The following is a 23316-nucleotide window of genomic DNA, read 5'->3' as shown; positions in this document are numbered from 1 at the left end:
CTCAAATATCCCGGGGGTCCGGGGGCAGCGCCCCCGGCACGCTGCGCACAGCATGCGCATGCGATGTGCATGGAGTGTGCATCGGTTGTGCATCGGGGTTTTGCCTCGCGGATCTGCTCCCTCCGCCGCGCCGCCTCAGAGCGGCAGCGCGTTGGTCGACTTGATCTCTTCCATCGACAGAAGCGCGGTGACGGTGTGCACCTTCACCTCGGAAATCAACGCCTGATAGAACGCATCATAGGCACGGGCATTGCGCACCCGCACCTTCAGGATATAGTCGATATCCCCTGCCAGCCGATGCGCTTCCTGCACCTCCGGCCGCTCCTTGAGAGCCGTCAAGAACCGGCGCTGCCACGCCGCCTCGTGCTCCGACGTCCGGATCAGCACGAAGAAACACGCCTCGAACCCCAGCGCCTCCGCATCCAGGCTCACGGTTTGCGCCCCGATGATGCCGGCTTCGCGCATCTTGCGAATCCGGTTCCACACGGGGGTCTTCGAACTGCCCACGGATTTCGCAATCTCATCAAGGGATTGTGAGGCATCGCTTTGCAGCTGGGAAAGGATTTTCCGGTCTGTCTCGTCGATCTTCATTTCTGTTCCTCTTTCCTGAGGGATCGCAAACGCTGGTTTCCCGATTGGGCTCAATCAGAACAATATTCCTTATTCGCCGCTGATACTAGCCAGACAACAGAACAAAATTCTATATCTAACCCATCACTTCCACGACCCACGGAGCCGCCCGATGCAGCATTTTCCCATCTTTGTCGCCCTTGCGGGTCGCCGTGTCGTCGTCTCCGGCGGTGGTGAAGCCGCCCTGGCAAAGCTTCGGCTGCTGCTCAAGACCGAAGCCCGTGTCACCGTCTTCGCGGCGGATCCCCATCCCGATCTCGCCGCTCTGGCCGAGGCGGGCAAGCTGACCCTGCATCGCCGCGCCATGCAACCGGGCGACGCGCTTTGTGCGGTGCTGTTTTACGCAGCCGACGAGGATGCCGCGCAGGACGCGCGGACCACGGCGCTGGCGCGGGCCGATGGCGCGCTGACCAACATCGTCGACAATCTCGCGCAGTCCCAGTTCATCACCCCCGCCATCGTGGATCGCGATCCGGTCACCGTCGCCATTGGAACCGAAGGCGCAGCCCCGGTGCTCGCGCGCGCGATCAAGGCCGATCTCGAAGCGCGCCTGCCTGCCACGCTGGGCCGTCTGGCGCGGATCGGGAAAGCCTTCCGCAAGATGGCAGAGGCCCTGCCCATGGGCCGCGCGCGCCGCGATTTCTGGCGCGACTATTACTTCCGGACCGGCCCCCGCATGGCCGACGCCCCCGACAGCACGGTCGAGGGCGCGCTCGACGGCCTTCTGGCCGAACATCTTGATCGCCAATCGCGCAAAGGCCATGTGGCCTTCGTCGGCGCGGGTCCCGGCGATCCCGAACTGCTGACGCTGAAGGCCCGCCGCGCGCTCGACGAGGCCGATGTGGTGATCTACGACCGGCTCGTCGGCAAAGGCGTGCTCGAATTAGCCCGGCGCGAAGCCATCATGGTCAATGCGGGCAAGGAAGGGTTCGGCCCGTCCATGCCACAGGCGCAGATCACCGCAACGATCATCGAACATGCCCGCGCCGGCGCGCAGGTAGTCCGGCTCAAGGGCGGCGATGCCACCATCTTCGGGCGGCTCGACGAAGAAACCGAGGCCGTCTCAGATGCCGGCATCGACTGGCACGTGGTGCCCGGCATCACCGCCGCCTCTGCCGCCGCCGCCGCGGTCGGGCAATCGCTGACCAGTCGCGGGCGCAATGACGAGACCCGCTTCGTCACGGGCCACGACATGAAGGGCTTTGCCGATCGCGATTGGGCCAGTCTCGCACAACCCGGAGAGGTTGCGGCGGTCTACATGGGCAAACGCGCCGCACGCTTCATCCAGGGCCGCCTGCTGATGCATGGTGCCGCCCCGGACACCCCGGTCAGCGTGATCGAGAACGCCTCGCGCGCCGATCAGCGCGTGCTCGCCTGCACGCTTGCGGACCTGCCGCAGCGTCTCGACACCGCCCGTCTCAGCGGCCCCGCCGTCCTGTTGCTCGGGCTGGCCCCGCACCCCGCCCTGCACGGCACCACTGCGCCAGCTCTGCCACAGGACACGCACGCCCCTGCCCCCAAACCCATCATGGAGCTCGTCCAATGACCCGTCGTTTCACACCCAAAGTTGTCACCGGCAATGCGCTGCTCGAAGGGGATGTGGTCTATTTGACCGTAGATGACCAATGGACCCGGGATCTCGCTGCTGCGGAGGTGCTCGATGACGAGGCCCATGCACAGCTGCGCCTTCTCGACGCGCAGGCCCGTCAGAACGAGATCGTGGGCGCCTATCTGGCCGATGTGAAGCCCGGTGCCGCCGGCCCCGAACCCGCGCATTTCCGCGAGGCATTCCGCATGCGCGGACCCTCCAATTACGCGCATGGCAAACAGGCCGACACGCGCTAACCCATTGATCCCAATACCAAGGCGTTAGACGCCGAGGAGAGAGCCATGTATCGCTACACCGAGTTCGACGCCGCCTTTGTGGCCGAGCGCAACCGCCAGTTTCGCGCGCAGGTCAACCGCCGCATCGATGGCAGCTTGACCGAGGACGAGTTCAAACCGCTGCGCCTGATGAACGGGCTCTACCTGCAACTGCACGCCTACATGCTGCGCGTCGCAATCCCGTATGGCACGCTCAACAGCGCCCAGATGCGCCAGCTCGCCATGATCGCGGAGCGCTGGGACAAGGGTTATGGCCATTTCACGACCCGTCAGAATATCCAGTATAACTGGCCCGCGCTGCGCGATGTCCCGGATATGCTCGATGCTCTGGCCGAGGTCGGGATGCACGCGATCCAGACTTCCGGCAACACGATCCGGAACGTCACCGCAGATCACTTCGCCGGGGCTGCCGCCGATGAGATCGCCGACCCGCGCCCGGTTGCCGAACTGATCCGGCAATGGTCCACCGACCATCCCGAGTTCCAGTTCCTGCCCCGGAAGTTCAAGATCGCCGTCACCGGCGCCGAGGCGGACCGTGCCGTGACACGCGCCCATGATATCGGCATTCGAACGGTGCAGCGTGACGGCGAAACAGGCTACGAGATCATCGTGGGTGGCGGCCTCGGTCGCACGCCGATGATCGGCAAGGTGCTGCGAAGCTTCCTGCCGGAAGCGGATCTGTTGCCCTATCTCGAAGCGACCGTTTCGGTCTGGAACCTGTTGGGACGGCGCGACAACAAATACAAGTCCCGCATCAAGATCACTGTGCATGAGCATGGAATTGAAGAGATTTCCCGACTTGTTGAGGACCGCTTCGCGATCCTGAAACCAAGCTTCACAGGCGTCGATCAAGCGCATCTCGCGCGGATCCGCGAGGATTTCGCGCCTCCTGCCTTTGTCACGCGCCCGGTGGATGCCTACACACGGGCCTATGACAGCGACCCGGTGTTCCGCGCCTGGGCCGATACCAATCTCAGCGCTCATCGCGCGCCCGGCTATGCCATTGCCCAGATCAGCCTGAAGGCGCATGGCGCCACACCCGGCGACGCCAGTGCCGACCAGATGCGCGTGATCGCCGATATTGCGGAGCAATTCGGGCATGACGAAATCCGGATCAGCCACGAACAGAACATCGTCCTGCCGCATGTGCACCGCGCCGACCTGCCAGAGATCCACGCCCGGCTCAAGGCACGCGGGCTGGCCACCGCCAATATCGGCAAGATCTCGGACATCATCGCCTGCCCCGGCATGGATTACTGCGCGCTGGCCACGGCGCGCTCGATCCCGATCGCACAAGACATCGCCACCCGTTTCGATGCGCTCAAGCTCGAACACGACATCGGCGATCTCAAGATCAAGATTTCCGGCTGCATCAACGCGTGCGGGCATCACCATCTCGGCCATATCGGCATACTCGGGCTGGATCGCGCCGGCGTGGAGAATTACCAGATCACCCTGGGCGGCGATCACACGGAACAGGCCGCCGTCGGCGAAAGGACCGGACCGGGGTTCTCTGCGGAGGCCATCTTGCCCGCGATCGAACGGCTGGTGGAGACCTATCTCGCCCAGAGAACCGGCCCGGAGGAGCCGTTTATCGACACCTATCGCCGCGTCGGCATGGCCCCGTTCAAGGAAGCGCTTTACGGGCCCGAAGCCCGGCGCTCACGGGCGGCGTGATCCCATGACCGTATCGTATTCTCCGACCGTGGACAGCGACGCCGAAGCGATCGCCGCCCTCGATGCAAAGGTTGCCACGCTCAACGCCCGGTTTCACCGACACGGGGCCACGGCGGTGCTTGAGGCCGTGCTACGGGACCGTCTGACAGGCGACACCGCTTTGGTGTCGTCTTACGGCGCGGAATCGGTGGTGCTGCTGCATCTCGCCGCGCTCATCGACCCCGGCGTGCCGGTGCTGTTTCTCGACACCGGACAGCATTTCGCAGAGACGTTGGTCTATGTGCAGGACCTCAGCGAGCGGCTCAAGCTTTGGAACGTGCGCCAGGTTGAACCGGATGCGGCGCGCCTCGCCCATGTGGACCCGGACGGCACGTTGCATGCGCGCGATCCCGATGCCTGCTGCGCCTTGCGCAAAACAGCGCCGCTCGAGGCCGCGCTTGGCCCGTTTGACGCATGGATCACGGGGCGCAAACGGTATCAGGGCGGGATGCGCGCCAAGCTTGCGTTCTTCGAGCGCGACGGTCTGCGGATCAAGGTCAACCCGCTGGCGCGCTGGTCGCCGGGAGACCTCCGGACCTACCGCGAAGAAAACCGCCTGCCGCTGCACCCGCTGGTGCGCGAGGGATTTGCGTCGATCGGCTGCGCGCCCTGCACCCGCGCCGTGCAGCCGGGCGAAGACCCGCGTGCCGGGCGGTGGGCCGGGCAGAAGAAAACCGAATGCGGCATTCATCTCGACGCCAGCGGTCGCCTGCGCCGCAACGAACAGTAAGGACAGACCATGACCAAGTCGCAGACCACGATTCTCGTCACCGACGCCGGTTTTGCACCGGAGGACTGGACCGGCCCGATCCTTGATCTCGCGTCGGATACGGATCCCGCCACGCTCGACCCCGGCACGCCGGCGCTGATCCGCATCGACTTTCCGAGCTTTGCCGACGGGCGAGGCTTCACGCTGGCGCGGCTGTTGCGGGCGCAGGGATTTCGCGGCCGGTTGCGGGCCCGCGGGCACGTGATCGCCGACCAATATGCCATGGCGCGCCGCGCCGGGTTTGACGAGGTGGAGATCGACGCGGCACTCGCCGCCCGCCAGCCGGAACCGGATTGGCAGGCGCGCGCCGATTGGCGCGCCCACGATTACCAGGCGCGGCTGCGCGCCTGAGCGCCGGGCCACGTCCGGCCAAAGACGATAGCCGCCGGACGACACCCACCCATAATTCACTTGTATACAAACAATTCCTCGCTAGGGTGGCGGGGCGTTTTGCCGCCGGGAAACCGGCGGCGCGCGCCTTTTCAACACCCGCCCGACATGCGAGGGTCCGGAGTGTAAACCCATGTTGACAGAGATGCCCGCCGTGACCGACGCCACAGCTACGAAATCCGCCAGGAAACTGGCCCAACCCGATACACAGACCGTCACCGCCGTGACCCACTGGACAGACCGGCTTTTCTCCTTTCGCGTCACGCGGCCCGCGAGCCTGCGCTTCCGCTCCGGTGAATTCGTGATGATCGGGCTGATGCAGACCGATCCCAAGACCGGACGCGAAAAGCCGCTGTTGCGCGCCTATTCCATTGCGTCGCCAAGCTGGGACGAAGAACTCGAATTCTATTCGATCAAGGTGCAGGACGGTCCGCTCACATCGCGGCTTCAGCATATCCAGCCCGGCGACGAGATCATCCTGCGCCCCAAGCCAGTCGGCACATTGGTGCATGACGCCTTGCTGCCCGGAAAGCGGATCTGGTTCTTTGCTACAGGCACCGGGATCGCCCCCTTTGCGTCGTTGCTGCGGGACCCGCAGACCTACGAAGACTATGATGAGGTCATCCTCACCCACACCTGCCGGGAAGTGGGCGAACTGACCTATGGCAAGGAGCTGATTGACGAGATCCGCTCAGACGAGATGCTGGCCGAGCTCATGGGCGAGGGCTTCCATGAAAAGCTGCGCTACTATCCGACCACCACGCGTGAGGAGAGCCCCAAGATGGGGCGGATCACAGACCTGATGCGGTCCGGCACGGTTTTCGAGGATCTGGGAGTGCCGCCCCTGACCCCGGAGACCGACCGCGCGATGATCTGCGGCAATCTCGCGTTCAACCTTGAGCTCAAGGAGTTGTTCGAGAACTACGGGCTTGAGGAAGGCGCCAACTCGGACCCCAAGCATTACGTCGTCGAGAAAGCCTTCCTCGATTGATCGCCGCGCTCTGAACCGTGGGGCATGTCGCCCCATCGAAAATTCTGGCATGACACGAAAAAACGCCGCGCGCCGTGGGCCCGCGGCGTTTTTTCGTTTGATGGGCTGGACCGGATCTCCCGGCCCACCCGGCAGATCCCTTATTCGCTGACGCTCAGCATCTCGCGCAGGCTGTCGAGCACACCGGAGAGCGCTTCGGGATTGTCGCGCACCTGTTGCAACATGGTTTGTGCGGCGGCTTTCTGGATCGCGTTCAACTCCGCACTGTCGATGTAATCGGCCACGGCGTCGTAATTGAACCCATCCGCCGTCAGCAGTTGATCGATGGAAAGCGCCTCGGACGCGTCCGCCGCGCTGTCTGCCGGAGCGGCGTCCTCGGCTGCAGTTTCGTCCACGGCCGGAGCGGCCTCGGCAGCCGTCTCCGCAGCGGCCTCCTCTGCCACGGCATCCGCCGCGCCCTCCACTGCGCCGGCGGCATCGTCGGCGGCCTCTTCGACGGTCTGAGCAGCCTCATCCGCCGCACCGGCCACCGCGTCAGCGGCCTCGTCGGCCCCCTCCGCAGCCGTCTGAGCGGCCTCGTCGGCCACGTCTGCGGCGCCCTCGGCGGCTTCGGCTGCCTCCTCTGCGGCGCCCTCAACGGCTTCGGAAGCTGCGTCCTGCGCATTCTCGGTCAGACCAAGGGCATCGGAAACCGCGCCTTCGACCTCTTCTGTCAGGGTGGTTACCGCGTTGCCGACCTCTTCGGCAGCACTGTCCGCGGCTGTCTGCGCGCCTTCGACGGCCTCTTCGACGAGAGCGCCCGCGCCTTCGGCGACGCTTTCCGCCGCGTTCACCGCGTCTTCGACGGCTTCGTCAACGGCGGCCTGCGCGTCTTCAACGGCCTCGGCTGCGGCCTGTGCCGCCTCTTCGGCGGCCTGTTCGACAGCATTCGCAGCGGCTTCCGCCTCGGCGGCCGCGGCTTCTGCTGCGGCGGCGGCCGCTTCTTCCGCAGCGGCGGCTTCGGCTTGCGCTTTTGCAGCCGCTTCGGCAGCCGCCGCTTCGGCAGCCTCCGCCGCAGCCGTTGCCGCCGCCTCGGCTTGCGCCGCAGCAGCCTCGGCTTCGGCTTTGGCCGCCTGTTGACCGGAATACCAAAGGTAGCCGCCCACCGCGATGACGATCGCGGCAATGGCAGGAATCAGTTTCTTCATCTCGTTCTCCTTTTCGGGCTCGCTTGCATCTTGTGCGACCCGAGAGTCCTAGTGAGTGATACCGCCTGACGTGACCCCGACCCTAGGCCAACGCAAGGGGAAACGGTTGAAAAAAGCGCCATTCGGCAGTGTTTTGCCGCTTGAACCGGCGCGCTGCCAAGTTTACCTTGCTACCTTGTTTAGACGGCAACAAACGGAGTGAACCCATAGCCCGCAGACCCCACAACGCGCCTCCACAGCGCGATACCGGCCCCCGCGTCAATGATCGCATCAGGGCTCCCGAAATCCGACTTATTGGCGCCGAAGGCGAAAATGTCGGTGTTGTTTCCCCGGCCCGCGCGATGGATCTTGCGGAGGAAGCCGGTTTGGACCTCGTGGAAATCTCGCCCAATGCCAATCCACCGGTCTGCAAGATCATGGATTACGGAAAGTTCAAGTACGAACAGCAAAAGCGAGAATCCGAGGCCCGCAAGAAGCAGAAAACCATCGAAGTCAAAGAGGTCAAGTTCCGGCCCGGTACGGATGTGCACGATTACGAGGTGAAGATGCGCAATGTCTTCAAGTTCCTCGAGAACGGCGACAAGGTGAAGGTCACTCTGCGGTTCCGTGGCCGTGAGATGGCGCACCAGGATCTCGGTCGTGACCTGCTTCACAGGGTTGCCGAAGACGTCAAGGAAATCGGCAAGGTTGAGAATATGCCGAAGATGGAAGGCCGCCAGATGGTCATGATGATTGGCCCAGCCCCGAAGTAAGGGCCATCTTGGTTTCTCTGCGGCGCTTGACGCCCCCAATTCCGAACCCTGCCGAGTTCCTTGGCGGGGTTTGTTTTTTGGATGCCACGGAACGCTCTGACCGGTTGCCCCCATGGGGGGCATGGCACAGACCCGCTCCATACGGGTGGCATGTCAAACCGCGCCCAAGGGCGCGCCGTGTGCCCTTCGTGTCGGCGCGCGAGCCTTCTGCTTCTTCAACCGCCTAGGCTTCGCGGGGACGTCCGCGCTGCGGGATCTCCTTGAGCAGGCCACCGACCCCCATCATCGCGATATCGCCCGGGCTGAGCGCGACACCGCAAAACAATCGCTCGATCACCCAATCCGCGCCGTTGAGAGCGGGAGACCGGGCGCAGCCCGGAAGACCGATCACCGGCCGCCCATCGAGATCGCCGTAGAACAACAGGTTTCCGGGATCGACCGGCATGCCGTAATGGGCCACCCGGCCACCGGCCTCGCGGACGGCTTGCGGTGCCACGTCGTGCACATCGGACGTGGCCGACCCTGTCAGGATAAGAACGGCCTGTGTCGACGCGGCGCGGATCGCGTCGGCAAGCGGCGCGATGGCGTGATCGACGAGCACGGGCGGCGCCAGCGACACCCCCAAACGCGCCAGCCGCGCAGCGGTGACGCGATGGCCTTTGTCGCCGCTGTCCCTCTGGTCCACGCGCGTCTGGATCAAAGTGGCATCGGACACCGTCACCCGGCGCAATCGCAAGCCGCCCTGCCCCGCAAGGCACGCCGCCTCAAGAGCCGCCTCCGGCACCGCGTAGGCGATGATCTTGACCGTGGCGGCAAGCCCGCCCGCTTCCAGCCGCTGCCAAGGCGCGACCGTGGCGACCGTGATCGACGGATGCAGCGCGTTCAGCGCATGGATGCGGTCCGCGAGAACCTCGACCACGCCGGGCGCATCCGCATGCAGGTTGACCCGGCCGGTCGTCGCCGCGCCGATGCGCAAACCGGCGCGGTCGGGATCGGGCACAAGCGCACGGGCCAGCCGCATGGCGGCATCATCTTCGCCCAGATCACCCGGCTCCAGCCGCGCCACGGTGACTGACTCTGCGCCATGGCGCAGCAGGCGGTCGATGTCTTCCTGCAAAAGCGCACTGCCCTTGCGCAGACGCCCGTCCGGCAGGGCCACGGAATGCGCGAGGATCGCCCCGAGAGCGGAGCGGGTTGGAACGGGGCCGAACTTCACGCGCCTTTCCTCAGCCGCAAGGTCATTTCGGCAAGGATCGCGACCGCGATTTCCGGGGGTCCCGACGCTCCGATATCAAGCCCGATGGGGCCATGGATCCGGGCAATGGCGGCATCATCGAACCCGGCCTCCCGCAAGCGGTCGACGCGTTTCGAGTGAGTGCGCGTGGACCCGAGCGCCCCGATGTAAAAGCACTCCGCCGCAAGCCCGCGCTGAAGGGCTGGATCATCGAGCTTCGGGTCGTGGGTCAACAGCACCAGTGCGGTGCGTTGATCGAGGCCAAGCGCGTCCACCGCCTCATCGGGCCAGTCATGCAAAAGCCGTGTGCCGGGAAAGCGGGCCTCGGATGCAAAGGTCTCGCGCGGGTCGATCACCGCCGGATCGTAGCCGGCGATCCGCGCCATCGGCACAAGCGCCTGCGCGATATGCACGGCACCCACCACCACAAGCCGCAGCGGCGGATTGTGGATTGCCACGAAGGTGCGGGTTTCTTCCTCGAACCCGGACCGGTCCATCCGAAACCGCGCTTTGAAGCCATCACGGGCAAGGTGCCGCACCCCGGCATCGAGATCGACGACATAGGCCACAGGCTCACGCGCCGCCCGCGCCACGCATAATTCGCGCAGCAGGCTGTCCGGCAAAACGGACCCGACCGGCTCCACCAGAACACGGATGGTGCCGCCGCATGCGAGCCCGACGGCAAAGGCATCCCCATCCGACACCCCGAATTCAAGTTCCCGCGCGGCCCCGTCCTCCAGCGCTTCCAGCGCCTCGACAATCACGGCCCCTTCCACGCAGCCGCCGGAGACCGATCCCGCGATCTCGCCAGCGCCGGAGATTGCCAATTGGCTGCCGATGCGGCGCGGTGCGGAACCCCAGGTCTCGATCACCGTGGCAAGCACCGCGCCTTCGCCCGCGTCATGCCAAGCCAGTGCAGTTTCGGGAATGTTGTCAAACCTGTCCATGGATCGCCCTCCCTTTGGCCTTTCCTATGTAGGGGGCCAGCATCCGCCTGTCTCCCCCTCCTATCGTGCCGAATCGTGCGATCCGGTCCCGCCTATGTGGCCCGCGCATGCCACCAGCGCCGCCGCGACCAACGCCGCCGCTACCGACGCCGCCGTCACCCACGCCACCCGCGCTGTCTGTGTGGATCAGACCCGCTCTTGCGTCACGTCGTAGCGATAGATCCAGTCGAATTGCGCCATCATCCCGCGCGGCGCAACACGCCCCGCAACCGCAAGCCCCAAATGCGCGGCCTTGCGCAAAAGCGGGTTGCGCAGGTGGTATTTCCAAGCGTTGCCATTTGCGGCCTTGATCACCCGCGATACGCGATCCCGGCGCAGCGCCTGATACCGCGCAAGTCCGTCTTCACGCGCATCATGCGCGTCAAGCATTGCCATCAGTGCCCACGCATCTTCCAGCGCCATCACAGCGCCTTGCGCCAGAAACGGCAGGGTCGGATGCGCGGCGTCTCCCACAAGTGCCGCACCCGGCGCGAACCAGCGCTCGGCCACCGGGTGTCGGAACAGCCCCCAGACCCCAACCGAGTCCACGTCCTGAAACAGCCGCGCCACATCGCCCCCAAAATCACCGAAGCGCTGCCGCAGCACATCGGGGTCGCCCGCATGGTGCCAGCCCTCCTCGACCCAGTCCTCGCGCTCTTCGACCGCCACAAGATTGACCACTTCCTTATCGCGCAGCGGATAGCTGACCACATGGCGACCCGGCGCCATGGTCACCCGCGCCTCGGGCGGATGGACGACGCTGTTCGGGGCAAGCGCGCGCCACGCAACCTGACCGGTAAAGAACGGGGCCGCCGCGCCGTTGAGCGCGGGGCGCACGACGGAATGAAGACCATCGGCACCGACAATCAGATCGCAGTCCTGGTGGCGCTGGGTATCCAGCGTGAAGGCCGGCCGGATGCCGGGCGCGACCGATGTGGCGCATTGCCCCAATCGAATCTCGACGCCTGCTTCGCGGCAGGCGGCTTCCAAGGCCGCAATCAGATCGGCGCGATGCACGAAATGATAGGCCTGATCGGCGCCAAGCTGCATCAGGTCGAGCCGCACGACCTCCCGCCCTTCCCGATAGTCGCGCAGCGACACGCCGGCACCACGCACCGCGCGGTCCGCAACGGCCTGCGCAACCCCCAGCGCCTGCAACACCCGTGCGCCGTTGGGGCTGATCTGAAGCCCGGCGCCCACTTCCGCAATTTCCGGCGCCTGCTCAAAGACGGTGACCCACGCACCACGCCGCGCGGCAGCAAGAGCCGTGGCCAATCCGCCGATGCCGCCTCCAAGCACCACCACCTGCATGCCCGACACTGCCATGATGTCCCCTCCTCACGCCAAACAGCGCTTCGTGGCAAATCCCATGTCCGGGAATGGCGCGCTTGGCCCGGTCCATCGGAAGCGCCGACATGAAAAAAGCGCCGAGGCCTGAGCCCCGGCGCTGCTGAACGCGACCGCGCGCCCGCGCAATGCGGTGGGTCGCTACGAAATCGCCCGGCTCCTCCCTCCGGACGACTTCGGATCAGTCCTTAATGGCTCAATCGTCGCGATGCACCTTTTCGCGACGTTCGTGACGCTCCTGCGCCTCAAGGCTCATGGTTGCAATCGGCCGGGCATCGAGCCGCTTGAGGCTGATCGGATCGCCGGTCACTTCGCAGTAGCCGTATTCCCCTTCATCAATCCGGCGCAACGCGCTGTCGATCTTGGCAACAAGCTTGCGCTGCCGATCCCGGGTGCGCAGTTCCAGCGCCCGGTCGGTCTCTTCGCTGGCCCGGTCGGTCACGTCGGGGATATTGCGCGTGTGGCGCTGCAGATCCTCGATCGTGTCGCGGCTGTCCGAAAGCAATTCCTGTTTCCAGTTGATGAGTTTACGGCGGAAATATTCCAATTGCCGCTCATTCATGAACGGCTCGTCTTCCGCCGGTCGATAGTCCTCTGGCAAAAAGGATTCGGCTTTCATAGGTTTCCCCTTATCTACGCCAATATCCGTCATGGTGTTCCCTCTAGATATCTGGCACCCCTTGGGCCAGCAATTAACCGAAGCACCCTCCCTTGTCACTACACAATAGCACCCCAATTCGGCTATTTGAGGGCGGACCTACCGAGCTTTGAGCGGAGAAAAACCATGCGCTTTGAAGGCACAGACACCTATGTGGCCACCGACGATCTGACAATGGCGGTCAATGCGGCCGTGACGCTGGAGCGCCCCTTGCTTGTGAAGGGCGAACCCGGAACCGGCAAGACCGAGCTTGCACGACAGGTCGCCGACGCGCTCGGTGTTCCGATGATTGAATGGTCGATCAAGTCGACCACCAAGGCGCAGCAGGGCCTGTATGAATATGACGCGGTCAGCCGGCTGCGTGACAGCCAGTTGGGCGACGAACGGGTGAACGATGTCTCCAACTACATCCGCAAGGGAAAGCTCTGGCAGGCGTTCGAAGCGGACGGCAAGGTGGTGCTGCTGATCGACGAGGTGGACAAGGCCGATATCGAGTTTCCCAATGACCTCCTGCAGGAACTGGATCGCATGGAGTTCCATGTCTACGAGACCGGCGAGACCATCCGCGCGCGCCACCGCCCCATCGTCATCATCACCTCGAATAACGAAAAGGAGCTGCCGGACGCGTTTCTGCGGCGCTGCTTTTTCCACTACATCCGCTTTCCCGATCCCGATACGCTCCGCGCGATCGTCAAGGTGCATCATCCCGGCCTAAAGGAGAGCCTTCTGAACACCGCTCTCACACAGTTCTACGAGCTGCGCGAGCAGCCCGGCCTCAAGAAGAAGCCATCGACATCCGAGGTGCTCGACTGGCTGAAGCTGCTCCTGGCCGAAGATCTCGATGCGGACGACCTGAAGCGCGACGGGGTCAATGCGCTGCCAAAACTGCATGGCGCGCTTCTCAAGAACGAGCAGGATGTGCATCTTTTCGAGCGGCTGGCCTTCATGGCGCGCTCCGGTCGCTGACCCCGCAAAACGGGTGCGACGGCCCGGATCCGCGGCATTTCAATCGGTATATATCACCGGCATCCGGCCCGTTTCGGGCCGACTGTTGCCAAGAGACCCACCCCTAAACCCTTGATATATAAGTCTGTGTCACTTTCTCGACTCAGGTGGCAAAAAATTATCAACAGGGTTTCCCATTGATGATCAGTTTCCTCGGTTTTGCCCTATAGTCCCCTCATAGAGGACAAATAGCACGCGGATGATGTGTCCATCCGAGTGACAAAAAACGAGCAGGCAGGCTTCAAAGGTGTCCCAGACCAAACCCGTGACCGTGCGCCCCGTGCGCATGGACGATGAACCCGTGTGGCGCGCGCTGTGGACGGCGTATCTCGCCTTTTACGAAACGACCGTGCCCGACGCGGTCTACCGGTCGACCTTTGCGCGGTTGCTCGGCGACGATCCACGGGATTTCAACGGCCTGCTCGCTGAAACCGCGGATGGCACCGCGGTCGGCCTGACCCATTACCTGTTTCATCGCCATGCGTGGAGAATCGAGGAGGTCTGCTACTTGCAGGACCTCTACGCCACGCCCGAAAGCCGCGGCACAGGGGTCGGACGCGCGCTGATCGAAGCGGTGTATGACCGCGCCGACGCGGCCGGTGCGCCAACCGTTTACTGGTTGACACAGGATTTCAACGCCACCGCCCGTCAGCTTTACGATCGGATCGGATCCGTCACTCCCTTCATCAAGTATCAGAGGTCGTGATGCACAGATCTGTCCGTCGCCTTGTCCTGCCGCTTTATCTCATGCTGGGCGCCTGCATGCCCGTCGCGCAGTCCGAAACCGCGACGCGCGCGGCCTTTGACACGAGCGCGGGCAACGGCCTGCCGGCCATGAAGATGTTTTCCGTGCCCCGCCCCGTGCGCCCCATCGCCTCCAACGCCGACATCGCGCGGGATTTCCTCGACCTCAGCTTCATGCTTGAATCGGGTCGCACGCTGCGCATGATGACCCGCTTCGAAGGGCCGATCTCGGTGCGTGTGACCGGCGCGCCGCCCGCCTCGCTCGGGGCCGATCTCACACGGCTGCTGCACCGTCTGCGGTCCGAAGCGGGGATCCGCATCGCACTCACGCCCGGTCCGCACGCCAATATCACCATTCAGGCCGTGCCACGCTCGGCGATCCGCAAGGCGATGCCGCAAGCCGCCTGCTTTGTCGTGCCCAATGTCTCGTCGCTGGCCGAGTATCAGGCCGCGCGCCGGAACGGGTCCCTGAACTGGTCGCGCCTGACCGCGCGGGAGAAAGTGGCGATCATCCTGCCGAATGATGCCAGCCCGCAGGAAATCCGCGATTGCCTGCACGAAGAACTGGCCCAGGCCCTCGGGCCGCTCAATGACCTCTACCGGCTGCCCGACAGTGTGTTCAACGACGACAACGTCCACACGGTGCTGACCGGATATGACATGATGATCTTGCGGATCACCTATGACAGCAGCCTGTCCAACGGGATGAGCCGTTCCGAGGTTGCAGACCGTTTGCCGGCCATTCTCGCGCGCATCAACCCCGCCGGCGCAACCATCGCACCGAGCCGGCTTTCGCGCACACCACGCCCCTGGATCATCGCCGTCCAGACCGCCTTGGGGCCGGTCTCCGGCGCGGCCGAGCGCCGCGTGGCTGCCGAAGCCGCACTGCGCATGGCCATGGCGCTTGGCTGGACGGATCACCGCCGCGCGTTTTCGCACTACGCCATGGGCCGCATCCTGCAAACCACCGATCCCACCGCCGCCGAAGCGCAGTTCCGCCTCTCGCAACGCTATTTTGGCAGCAGCCCGGACACCGCCCTGCACCGCGCCTATGTTGCCTCGCAGCTGGCCGCCTTTGCGCTGACCCAGGGCCGCGCCGAGGATGTGCTGCGCCTCGTGACCCCCCATCTGGACATCGCCGCCCGCCACGAGAACGCCGCGCTGCTGTCCATGTTGATGATGCTGCGTGCCGAGGCGCTTGACCTCTCCGGGCGTGTCGCCGAGGCGCAGGCCGTGCGTCTGGACTCCATGGGCTGGGCGCGATACGGGTTCGGCTCGGATTGGGCGGTGCGGGCCAAGCTGCGCGAGATAAGCGCGCTGAACCCGGCCAAGCGAGGAGCAGGCACTCTATGATTGTCATCGCAGCAGCGCTCTTTGGCGCGGTCTGGGGCGGTATGCTGGCGCGCAAGCGCAAGGGCAACAAGGCCGATATTGCGCAATATGCCGTGGTCTATGCCCTTGCCTATGGGCTGCTCGGTTTCATCGTGACCATCATCATCGAAAAAGCGATCACCTGAAGCCCACCTCCGGGCACGCTCAGGACCCGCTGCCGCCTTGCGCGGCACCACATGTCACACAGCTCCAGCCCTGCCTTGCGTGCTTGTCTCCCGCATGTGGGCCTCGCCGCGCCCCCTTGCGCCGGCACCACGGTGGCGCCCGCTCGCATCCCGCGTGCCGCGCTGCTTGAGAGCCGGACAGGGTTTCTTCTGTCTCGAAATACTCTGGGGGGAGGCCGAAGGCCGGGGGGGCAAGGCCCCCCATTTTCCTGCACAAACCAACCGTGGCGACATCGGCAAGCTTGCAGGCCACCACGATCCGGCCTACCTCTGAGCGCATGTTCGTGCCCTTCTTCGAGAACCTGCGCAAAGCCGCCCTCCCCGTCAGCCTGCGGGAATACCTGACCTTTCTCGAAGCCATGGGCGCGGGGTTGGCAACCTATGACGCAGAAGCCTTCTACTACCTCGCGCGCAGCGCCATGGTAAAGGATGAGCGCCATATCGACCGGTTCGACCGCGCTTTTGCCGCAACCTTCAAGGGCCTTGAGGCGATCTCTCCGGCGGAGATGATGGAGGCGGTCAACCTGCCCGAAGACTGGCTGCGCAAGCTTGCCGAAAAGACCCTGACCGAGGCGGAAAAGGCCGAGATCGACGCGCTTGGCGGCTTCGAAAAACTCATGGAAACCCTCAAGGAGCGGCTCAAGGAACAACAGGGCCGTCATCAGGGCGGAAACAAATGGATCGGAACCGCCGGCACGTCCCCGTTCGGCGCCTATGGCTACAATCCCGAAGGCGTGCGCATCGGTCAGGACGAAAGCCGCCACAAGCGGGCGGTCAAGGTCTGGGACCGGCGCGAGTTCCGCAACCTGGACGGCGACGTCGAGCTTGGCACCCGCAACATCAAGGTTGCGCTCAAGCGTCTGCGTCGCTGGGCGCGCGACGGGGCTGCCGAAGAGCTGGACCTCGATGGCACGATCCGCGCCACCGCCGATCATGGCTATCTCGATGTTGTCACGCGGCCCGAACGGCGCAACGCGGTAAAAGTCCTGCTCTTTCTCGACGCGGGCGGCTCGATGGACCCGTTTGTCCAGGTCGTCGAGGAGCTGTTCTCGGCCGCGCGCGCCGAGTTCAAGCATCTCGAACACTACTACTTTCACAATTGCCTCTATGAAGGGGTATGGCGCGACAACCGCCGCCGTTGGGATGCGCAGACGCCGACATGGGACGTGTTCAACACCTACGGCCCGGACTACAAATGCATCTTTGTCGGTGACGCATCCATGTCCCCTTACGAGATCGCGTATCCCGGTGGCGCCAACGAACACTGGAATGCCGAGGCCGGTCAGGTTTGGCTTCAACGCGCGCGAGACCAATGGGCAAGCAATCTCTGGATCAACCCGGTGCCCGAGAAACACTGGCGCTATACGCAATCCATCGGGATGATCCGCGAGATCTTCGAAGAGCGCATGGTTCCGATGACGCTGGACGGGATTGACAAGGGCATGCGCTTGCTCACGCGCTGACCTGCGTCAAGGGAGCGGACGAGCGCGGGGCGTATCCCGCGTCCGCCCCGCTCCTGATCACGGTGCGCTCAACCCGGCGCGGACGAGGCGCCCGGCGCGCACGAGGCCCGATGTCGCCGGACACCCGGCTCAAGGCCGCCCGCACGGTCCCCGCAGGAGGCCGGACGCGCCGCGGCCTCCCCGCTTCGAAACCCAATAATCGTGGAAGGACCGCGCCCCGGGTTCAGACGATGACCATGTCATCATAGAGCGTGTTGGGGTTGCTTCGCTCCGCGAAGGTCAGAACATCCCCACCGCCAAAATCGAGCACCACATTGCCATCCGCGTCGAACCCCTGGTAGTTGGCGATATCCGCGCGCTGCGGCTGTGCCTCATCAAACAAGGCCGCGTCGAGTTCGAGCCGGTCGATGTTGTTCTGGAAACGGATGATCCGGTCCGCTCCCGACCCGGCGGAGAACACGATCGTATCGGCACCGATGCCGCCCGTGATCGTGTCATTGCCGGGGCCCCCGTCCAGCCGGTCATTCCCCGCATTGCCTTCGAGCACATCATCGCCGGGGCCACCCATCAGCGTGTCAAAGCCATTGGCACCGTAAAGACTGTCGGAGCCATCGCCCCCCATCATGCTGTCAAAGCCAAGCCCGCCGTAAAGCGCGTCGTCCCCGGTCTGACCGTCGAGCGTGTCATTGCCGAAATTCCCGCGCAAATCGTCGGCCCCGCTTCCGCCAAGCAGGTTGTCGAACCCTTCCAGCGCAAGGAGCGTGTCATTGCCAAGACCACCATTCATCTGGTCAGAGCCCAGCCCGCCATTGAGCGCGTCATCATCCGCACCGCCATTCAGGGTGTCATTGCCGAAATTCCCATCGAGCCGGTCAGCACCGGCGCCACCGGACAGGCTGTCGAAACCGGACCGGCCCTGCAGCGTGTCATTGCCGCCGTCGCCCACCAACGTGTCAAAGCCGGAGCCCCCGTGAAGACGGTCGTCACCCCCGCCGCCATGAATGCTGTCGCTGCCCTCCCCGCCGGACAGAAGATCGTCGCCGCCGCCGCCGGAGAACCGATCATCGCCGCCCAACCCGAGGATGTAATCCGCCCGCGCGGAGCCATCGAGCTCCGAGCCATCATCGGCGTATCCCGGACCATAGCCGGTGTATTCGTCAAACAGGTCGATCCGGGTCCCGTCGAGATCCTCTACGCTGCGATAGGTGTCGATCCCGAAACTGATCTGCTGACCGCGGTGGAATTGCAAAAGCGGATCGTTGGCAAGCCCGCTCAGGGTCGACCAGTACAGCCCCTCGTCATGTTCGGCACCAAATCCGCCGGGCTTCGCATCGTTTTCAAGACCCGGTATATCGAGCGCAAACAGCCTGTCTTCGAAATTGATGTTGAAAAACAGCGGTATATTCAGCGCAATGGGGTTTTCCCAGGCAAAGGTGACCCTGTCCTGACTGTGGGCCAACCCCGTATACCAGGACGGCGCCTCCAACTCGACGGCAAAGACCGTCGGCGTCACGATGCTGCGGTCGTATTGTTCCAGATAGCCCTGATTGACCAACGGGTCGGTCAGCGTGTCCGGGTCCAGTCCGGCCGGCGCAACGGCGATGGCGTGCAGTTCGACATCCCCGTCCACATTCTGTCCATCCACGGCGGCAAACAGGTCCACCATGGCGCCGCCGAGGCTGTGGCCGGTGACGATGAACTTGTCGACCCCATTGGAATCGTCGTTCACATAGTCGATTGCCGCGCGCACAAGCGGACGAAGCCCTTCGTAATACTCATACTGGCCATTGCCGGAAAAGGCCTGGCCGTCGAGCGATTGAAGAGTGTTGTCCGTGCCCCGGAACGCGAGCACCACGGTCTGGTCTCCCTGCTCGTCAACCCCCTCGAACAGGATCGCCTGCGCCTCGTAGAAGAGGCTCGACGCCGCCCGCCCCTCATACAGCCCGCCGTCGGTGAAGCGATAGCCCGAGAGCAAGTTGCCCGCGGAAATCGTCAGATCGTTTTCCTTGAGCACCGTGAAACCGAGCGCGGCATAGTAATCGTCATATTGGTCATCGAGGCCATTGTCGTCATCATCCGCCCCGCGATAGCCGGTCACCGCGCCCTGCGCGTCGCGCACCACGGGCACAAGCTGGTCACCATAGACGCTGCGCAGCGCGTGAGCGGCCAGTTCGAGCTCCGGTCCAAGCTGCGAGAGGTTTCCGCCGAAAACCTCGGTGCGGGAGTTGTTGCCATAGCGCGCATCTTGCGCGATGCCTTCGATCCGTGCCGTGACGCGCAGGGTTCCGTCATAATCATCCGGCACGCGGTAATCGATGGTCTGCGGCCATGACAGCCCTTCGAGCAGACCCAGATCATAGGTCTCCCGCCCGATCTCGGCCCCCTCTACCTCAAACACGATATCGAACGCATCGAGCGTGGAGTCGTCGCCGATATTGGTAACCGTTGCCTCGATCTCGAGTTCTTCACCGGCCACCGGCACGTCAGATAACCGGATATCGGTGACGGTCAGATCGTGTTGCGACGGCACAAAACTCGCGAACCCACTGTTGTTCGAGCGGTCCTCGCCAGCGATCGTGTCAACGATCCGCACTTCGACATCATTTGTGCCGCCTTGCTCGACCCGATAGGTGAAGCGTTCCGTCCATGTGTCGCCCTGCCCCAGACCGAAGGACAGGACAGAAACCGCATCCGGTTCCGTGGCGCCATTCACATAGAGATGAACGGTGGTGAATTCGCTGTAATCGCCCGTCCCGATGTTCTCGATCTCGGCCAGGACCGTCATCAATTCGCCGAGTGAGGGATTGCCGGAGAAGGAAATATCCGAAACGGTCAGATCGCCAATCGCCGGCGTGAACGTCTCCGTGCGGGAGTTGTTCGACGTGTTGATCTCGGCACTGACCCCGGTCAACCGGACTTCGGCGCTGACGGTTCCGGATTCAGTCAGCTCGAAGCTGAATCGCTCGGTCCAGTATGTGTTGGCGAACAACCCGGCCGTGAGGACCGAATTCTCGATGAATTCGCCGTTGATATAGAGGCTTGCCGTGAAGGGATCGGCATAGCGCTCCCCGACATTGGCGATGTCGGCCACCACGGTCATGAACTCGCCGACCGTCGGATTGCCGGTGAACTGCAGGTCGGTCACAATCACGTCCGGCGCCGGCGGAATGTCGTAATCGACTTCCAGAGCGAAATCGCGCAGGACAACGCTTTCGTCCGTGCGGTTGTTGATGGCGATCTGCCAGGTGCCGTTCACGGGGTCGTTGTTGAACCCACCTTCCGTCGAAGCCGGGTCGTTGCCGCTAAAGCTGATGTCGTGATCATCGGCGTTGTCGCTGTCGTTGTCATTGTCGGTATCGTTGAAAAAATCAGTGGCATCGAAGATCTTCTGCCGCTCGCCATCCGGCGATATGAGGTAGACCTCGACCTTGCCGAGATCCACGTCGCCACCATCGGCCGCGTTGATGTAGAGGTCGTAACGAACGTCCCCATCCACCTCTGCCCCCGGCGGATCATTCGGCACGTTGAAAGAAAGTGTTCTGTAGCCCGGCGCAAAGGTCACGTCGGCTGTGCGGGAATAGGTGACTGTCGGCAAAATATAATCCTCAAAATCTGCGAGCCGAGGATGGCACACCGTGCACCTTCCGTCACGTAAAAGATGCAAACCGAATCTGATATTTGTCTCCGGCCGGGTCAGTCAGTGCCAGTCTGCGCCGATGTCCGGAAACGCGCCTTCCAGCCGCAGACTTTCGCGCACTGGATGGATGACGTCCCTTCTTGATCCGCGGAACCGGGCGCGCGCCGCGCAAACCCGGCTTGGAGTGGTGCGAACCCAGGCGTCCTGACGCCACCGCCTTGAAACCGCAGGCCTGCGAGCCGCATTCCGGGCGCAGAAGGCCCGGGACAGACCAAAACCTGTGATGCTGGCACAGAGGCGTTCGAATGACGACGGCGCGGGCCAAGTTCGACCCGATGCTTGGCACTGCATTGTCACTCGAAGGCGCAGGCCGCAGATCTCAGCCGATAGTCTTGGGGCGGCCATTGGTGGTGGATGGTGGGTGATGAGAGACTCGAACTCCCGACATCTTCGGTGTAAACGAAGCGCTCTACCAACTGAGCTAATCACCCGACAGCAGCCGTTTACGCAAGCTCTCGCGCCGTATCAAGAGCGTTTTCACACCCACGACCCGAGCCGCCTCCGATGCGCCTGTCACCGGGCCTCTCACTGCGGGATCGTCTTGGCACTCTGCCCGGGCGGTTGCACACCGGCCGCCGATGCGGCTCAACGGCTGGCAAAGAGCGCCGCTTGCCAACGACACTTGCCGAAAGCCCGCCGCCTCACCGCGATCGGTTTCGCACTGGGTCGCGCCTTGCACCCATGAATTCGAGCGCTTGGCGGGCCACCACGCGCAGCCTACGCGACACAAAAAAACCAGCCACACGCGCGGTGTGGCTGGCTCTTGTCTTGAACGGTTCCGGCGTCCGTTACTGGGTCACGCCAAGATTGTTGGCCGCCCCCGTCTGGGTAAACCCAACCATGTTGGAATTTCCGTTCTGCAACACGGCGAATTCATTCGAACTGCCCGCCACCATGCCGTTTACCGAGTTGAAGTCGCCGGCTTGCGATGTCGCGAATTTGTTGAAGTCACCCACAATCATCGTGTCCATCAGGTTACCGTTGCCAATCTGGCTTATGGTGCCATTGTCGAGGCCGATCGACGCTGCATCCGTGCCAATTCCAAAGACACCGGTCCCGTTGAAATCACCGGTGATGGTCAGCAAGACGCCGAAGCCATCGATGCCGTCGCCATTTGCGCCGTCTTGTGAAATGGACAAGGCATTGGACGATCCGTCAATTTCGACATCCGAGAAATTGGTGCCATTCTGATTGATTCCGACATTGTTGAAATCGCCTGACAACACCGCGAGATCCACGCCATTGCCGGCGCCGTCCTGATAGATGCCAAGCTCATTGCTGTTGCCGGAAATGCTCAGCGTGCCGACGGTGTTGTTGATGCCCAGTTGTGTCACACCGAAATCATTGTCGTCGCCGGTGATCACGAGGTTGATGAGGTTGCCGCCATCATCGGGTGACGCCCCAAGCGCGCCCTGAAGCAATTCGCTGGCCGTTGCCCCGGAAAGCGCCGCAAATCCACCCGGCGTGAATTCTGCGAAAGACTGTCCGAACTTGAACTCACCATTGCGGTCGCCGGTAATGTCCACCGTGATGGTGTTGTCGCCGACCTCGGCAAATTGCCGCACGCGCCTGATGTCGTTGCCGGTTCCGGTCTGCGACACATCCGCGAGGTTGCTGTGACCGGCATTTGACCGCTGGCTGACGCCGCTGAGCTTGTTGTCGCTGTCCGTGGCACTGCCTTGCAAGACCAGAAGCGTGTTGCCGCCCGCGCCAGACGTGCCGCCCGTGCGTTGGTCGACACCACCAACCACGTTGTCGTCGCCCTGTTGTTCGATATCCGCGAGGTTTGCCACCCCGTCGCGACCGTCTTGCGAGAACAGAACAGAGCCCACCTTGTTGCCGTCGCCAACCTGCAACACGTCGAGATTGTTGCCGTCACTACCAGCGCGACTGCGTTGCTTGGCCTGCTGCGTGGCGCTGCGGCCAACCTGGTTGCCCGTGCCGTCCTGCTCGATCAGAGCGGTGTTGCCCGCCCCGTCGGCAACCTGTTCAAGATATGCTGCGTTGTCGTCGGCCCAAGCCGCAGACAGGGACAGTGTCAACGCTGTCGATGAAATAATAAGCGTCCGGATACGCATTGAATCCTCCATACAATCAAACCTTTACCAAGATCCTATTCAGATCCTGAAGGAGGCCTCCCCTTTGGGGACAAAGCAGAACCGCCCCACAAAAGCAAAACACCACAGCAAGTGTTAATACTTTTTAACTAAATTGGCTATTGATTCTTTATCAAATGGAAAGAAACGCGCCGAGGCAGAAACAATTATCGATTTGGACGTGCATCGTCCGTCACCGAGCGCATGACAG

The 23316-nt window shown here is 63.4% G+C and carries 20 protein-coding genes and 1 tRNA gene; 12 read left to right on the top strand and 9 right to left on the bottom strand.

From position 1 onward, the window contains the following. Positions 1 to 135 precede the first annotated feature (135 nt). Positions 136 to 591 (bottom strand): Lrp/AsnC family transcriptional regulator, encoded by a 456-nt coding sequence (locus J1C49_RS07005; protein WP_227445095.1) that lies wholly within the window; start codon positions 589 to 591, stop codon positions 136 to 138. 151 nt (positions 592 to 742) lie between these two features. Between J1C49_RS07005 and cysG the strand changes: the two genes are divergently transcribed. The 6 genes from cysG (at position 743) to J1C49_RS06975 (ending at position 6380) form a co-directional block, all read left to right on the top strand. After that, on the top strand, positions 743 to 2176 hold the full coding sequence (cysG, locus tag J1C49_RS07000; protein ID WP_227445094.1) for a siroheme synthase CysG: 1434 nt from the start codon (positions 743 to 745) through the stop codon (positions 2174 to 2176). Further along, complete coding sequence (locus tag J1C49_RS06995; protein ID WP_227445093.1) at positions 2173 to 2475, top strand: DUF2849 domain-containing protein; 303 nt, start codon at positions 2173 to 2175, stop codon at positions 2473 to 2475. The genes cysG and J1C49_RS06995 overlap by 4 nt, the downstream gene beginning before the upstream one ends. Before the next feature lie 45 nt (positions 2476 to 2520). After that, positions 2521 to 4191, top strand: coding sequence for a nitrite/sulfite reductase (locus J1C49_RS06990; protein ID WP_227445092.1), 1671 nt, complete (start codon positions 2521 to 2523; stop codon positions 4189 to 4191). A 4-nt stretch (positions 4192 to 4195) separates the two neighbouring features. Beyond that, positions 4196 to 4960, top strand: a complete 765-nt coding sequence (locus J1C49_RS06985) for a phosphoadenylyl-sulfate reductase (protein WP_227445091.1) — start codon at positions 4196 to 4198, stop codon at positions 4958 to 4960. A gap of 9 nt (positions 4961 to 4969) precedes the next feature. Then, positions 4970 to 5350: a DUF934 domain-containing protein gene (locus J1C49_RS06980; protein WP_227445090.1), complete on the top strand. Its 381-nt coding sequence runs from the start codon at positions 4970 to 4972 to the stop codon at positions 5348 to 5350. 175 nt (positions 5351 to 5525) lie between these two features. Continuing rightward, complete coding sequence (locus tag J1C49_RS06975; RefSeq protein ID WP_304522420.1) at positions 5526 to 6380, top strand: ferredoxin--NADP reductase; 855 nt, start codon at positions 5526 to 5528, stop codon at positions 6378 to 6380. A 140-nt stretch (positions 6381 to 6520) separates the two neighbouring features. Here the strand turns inward: J1C49_RS06975 and J1C49_RS06970 are convergent, their stop codons facing one another. Then, entirely contained in the window at positions 6521 to 7567 is a 1047-nt protein-coding gene (locus J1C49_RS06970; protein WP_227445089.1) for a hypothetical protein, read from the bottom strand. Between the two features lie 206 nt (positions 7568 to 7773). Here J1C49_RS06970 and infC point away from each other — a divergent pair, with 206 nt between their 5' ends. Further along, positions 7774 to 8319 carry a translation initiation factor IF-3 gene (infC, locus tag J1C49_RS06965; protein WP_227445129.1) on the top strand — a complete coding sequence of 182 codons (546 nt, stop codon included), beginning with the start codon at positions 7774 to 7776 and terminating at the stop codon, positions 8317 to 8319. A 223-nt stretch (positions 8320 to 8542) separates the two neighbouring features. Here the strand turns inward: infC and J1C49_RS06960 are convergent, their stop codons facing one another. The 4 genes from J1C49_RS06960 to dksA form a co-directional block, all read right to left on the bottom strand. Continuing rightward, on the bottom strand, positions 8543 to 9535 hold the full coding sequence (locus tag J1C49_RS06960) for a molybdopterin-binding protein (protein ID WP_227445088.1): 993 nt from the start codon (positions 9533 to 9535) through the stop codon (positions 8543 to 8545). Further along, positions 9532 to 10500 (bottom strand): XdhC family protein, encoded by a 969-nt coding sequence (locus J1C49_RS06955; RefSeq protein ID WP_227445087.1) that lies wholly within the window; start codon positions 10498 to 10500, stop codon positions 9532 to 9534. The genes J1C49_RS06960 and J1C49_RS06955 overlap by 4 nt, the downstream gene beginning before the upstream one ends. A gap of 186 nt (positions 10501 to 10686) precedes the next feature. Continuing rightward, a complete protein-coding gene (locus J1C49_RS06950) occupies positions 10687 to 11865 on the bottom strand; it encodes an FAD-dependent monooxygenase (RefSeq protein WP_227445086.1) in 1179 nt (392 codons plus the stop codon). A gap of 217 nt (positions 11866 to 12082) precedes the next feature. After that, entirely contained in the window at positions 12083 to 12505 is a 423-nt protein-coding gene (gene dksA, locus J1C49_RS06945; RefSeq protein ID WP_227445085.1) for an RNA polymerase-binding protein DksA, read from the bottom strand. A 165-nt stretch (positions 12506 to 12670) separates the two neighbouring features. Between dksA and J1C49_RS06940 the strand changes: the two genes are divergently transcribed. The 5 genes from J1C49_RS06940 to J1C49_RS06920 all read left to right on the top strand — a co-directional run bounded on the left by J1C49_RS06940 (position 12671) and on the right by J1C49_RS06920 (position 17312). Continuing rightward, entirely contained in the window at positions 12671 to 13510 is an 840-nt protein-coding gene (locus J1C49_RS06940; protein ID WP_227445084.1) for a MoxR family ATPase, read from the top strand. Between the two features lie 325 nt (positions 13511 to 13835). Next, positions 13836 to 14255, top strand: a complete 420-nt coding sequence (locus tag J1C49_RS06935; RefSeq protein WP_227445128.1) for a GNAT family N-acetyltransferase — start codon at positions 13836 to 13838, stop codon at positions 14253 to 14255. After that, positions 14255 to 15646, top strand: a complete 1392-nt coding sequence (locus J1C49_RS06930) for a DUF2927 domain-containing protein (RefSeq protein ID WP_227445083.1) — start codon at positions 14255 to 14257, stop codon at positions 15644 to 15646. The genes J1C49_RS06935 and J1C49_RS06930 overlap by 1 nt, the downstream gene beginning before the upstream one ends. Continuing rightward, a complete protein-coding gene (locus J1C49_RS06925; RefSeq protein ID WP_227445082.1) occupies positions 15643 to 15810 on the top strand; it encodes an apolipoprotein acyltransferase in 168 nt (55 codons plus the stop codon). The genes J1C49_RS06930 and J1C49_RS06925 overlap by 4 nt, the downstream gene beginning before the upstream one ends. A 317-nt stretch (positions 15811 to 16127) precedes the next feature. After that, a complete protein-coding gene (locus J1C49_RS06920; RefSeq protein ID WP_227445127.1) occupies positions 16128 to 17312 on the top strand; it encodes a VWA domain-containing protein in 1185 nt (394 codons plus the stop codon). 223 nt (positions 17313 to 17535) lie between these two features. On the opposite strand, the gene J1C49_RS06915 is transcribed toward J1C49_RS06920, so the two are convergent. The 3 genes from J1C49_RS06915 to J1C49_RS06905 form a co-directional block, all read right to left on the bottom strand. Continuing rightward, positions 17536 to 20907 carry a CARDB domain-containing protein gene (locus J1C49_RS06915; protein WP_227445081.1) on the bottom strand — a complete coding sequence of 1124 codons (3372 nt, stop codon included), beginning with the start codon at positions 20905 to 20907 and terminating at the stop codon, positions 17536 to 17538. A 457-nt stretch (positions 20908 to 21364) separates the two neighbouring features. After that, positions 21365 to 21440: transfer RNA gene (locus J1C49_RS06910), tRNA-Val, on the bottom strand. Positions 21441 to 21797: 357 nt separating this feature from the next. Continuing rightward, positions 21798 to 23087, bottom strand: coding sequence for a hypothetical protein (locus J1C49_RS06905; RefSeq protein WP_227445080.1), 1290 nt, complete (start codon positions 23085 to 23087; stop codon positions 21798 to 21800). Between the last annotated feature and the right edge of the window lie 229 nt (positions 23088 to 23316).

This window comes from Cognatishimia sp. F0-27, from assembly GCF_020667845.1.
In the GTDB taxonomy this organism is placed as follows: Bacteria; Pseudomonadota; Alphaproteobacteria; order Rhodobacterales; family Rhodobacteraceae; genus JAFMPQ01.
Note: the sequence above shows the minus strand (reverse complement) of the source record. Positions and strands in the feature narration are given on the sequence as shown.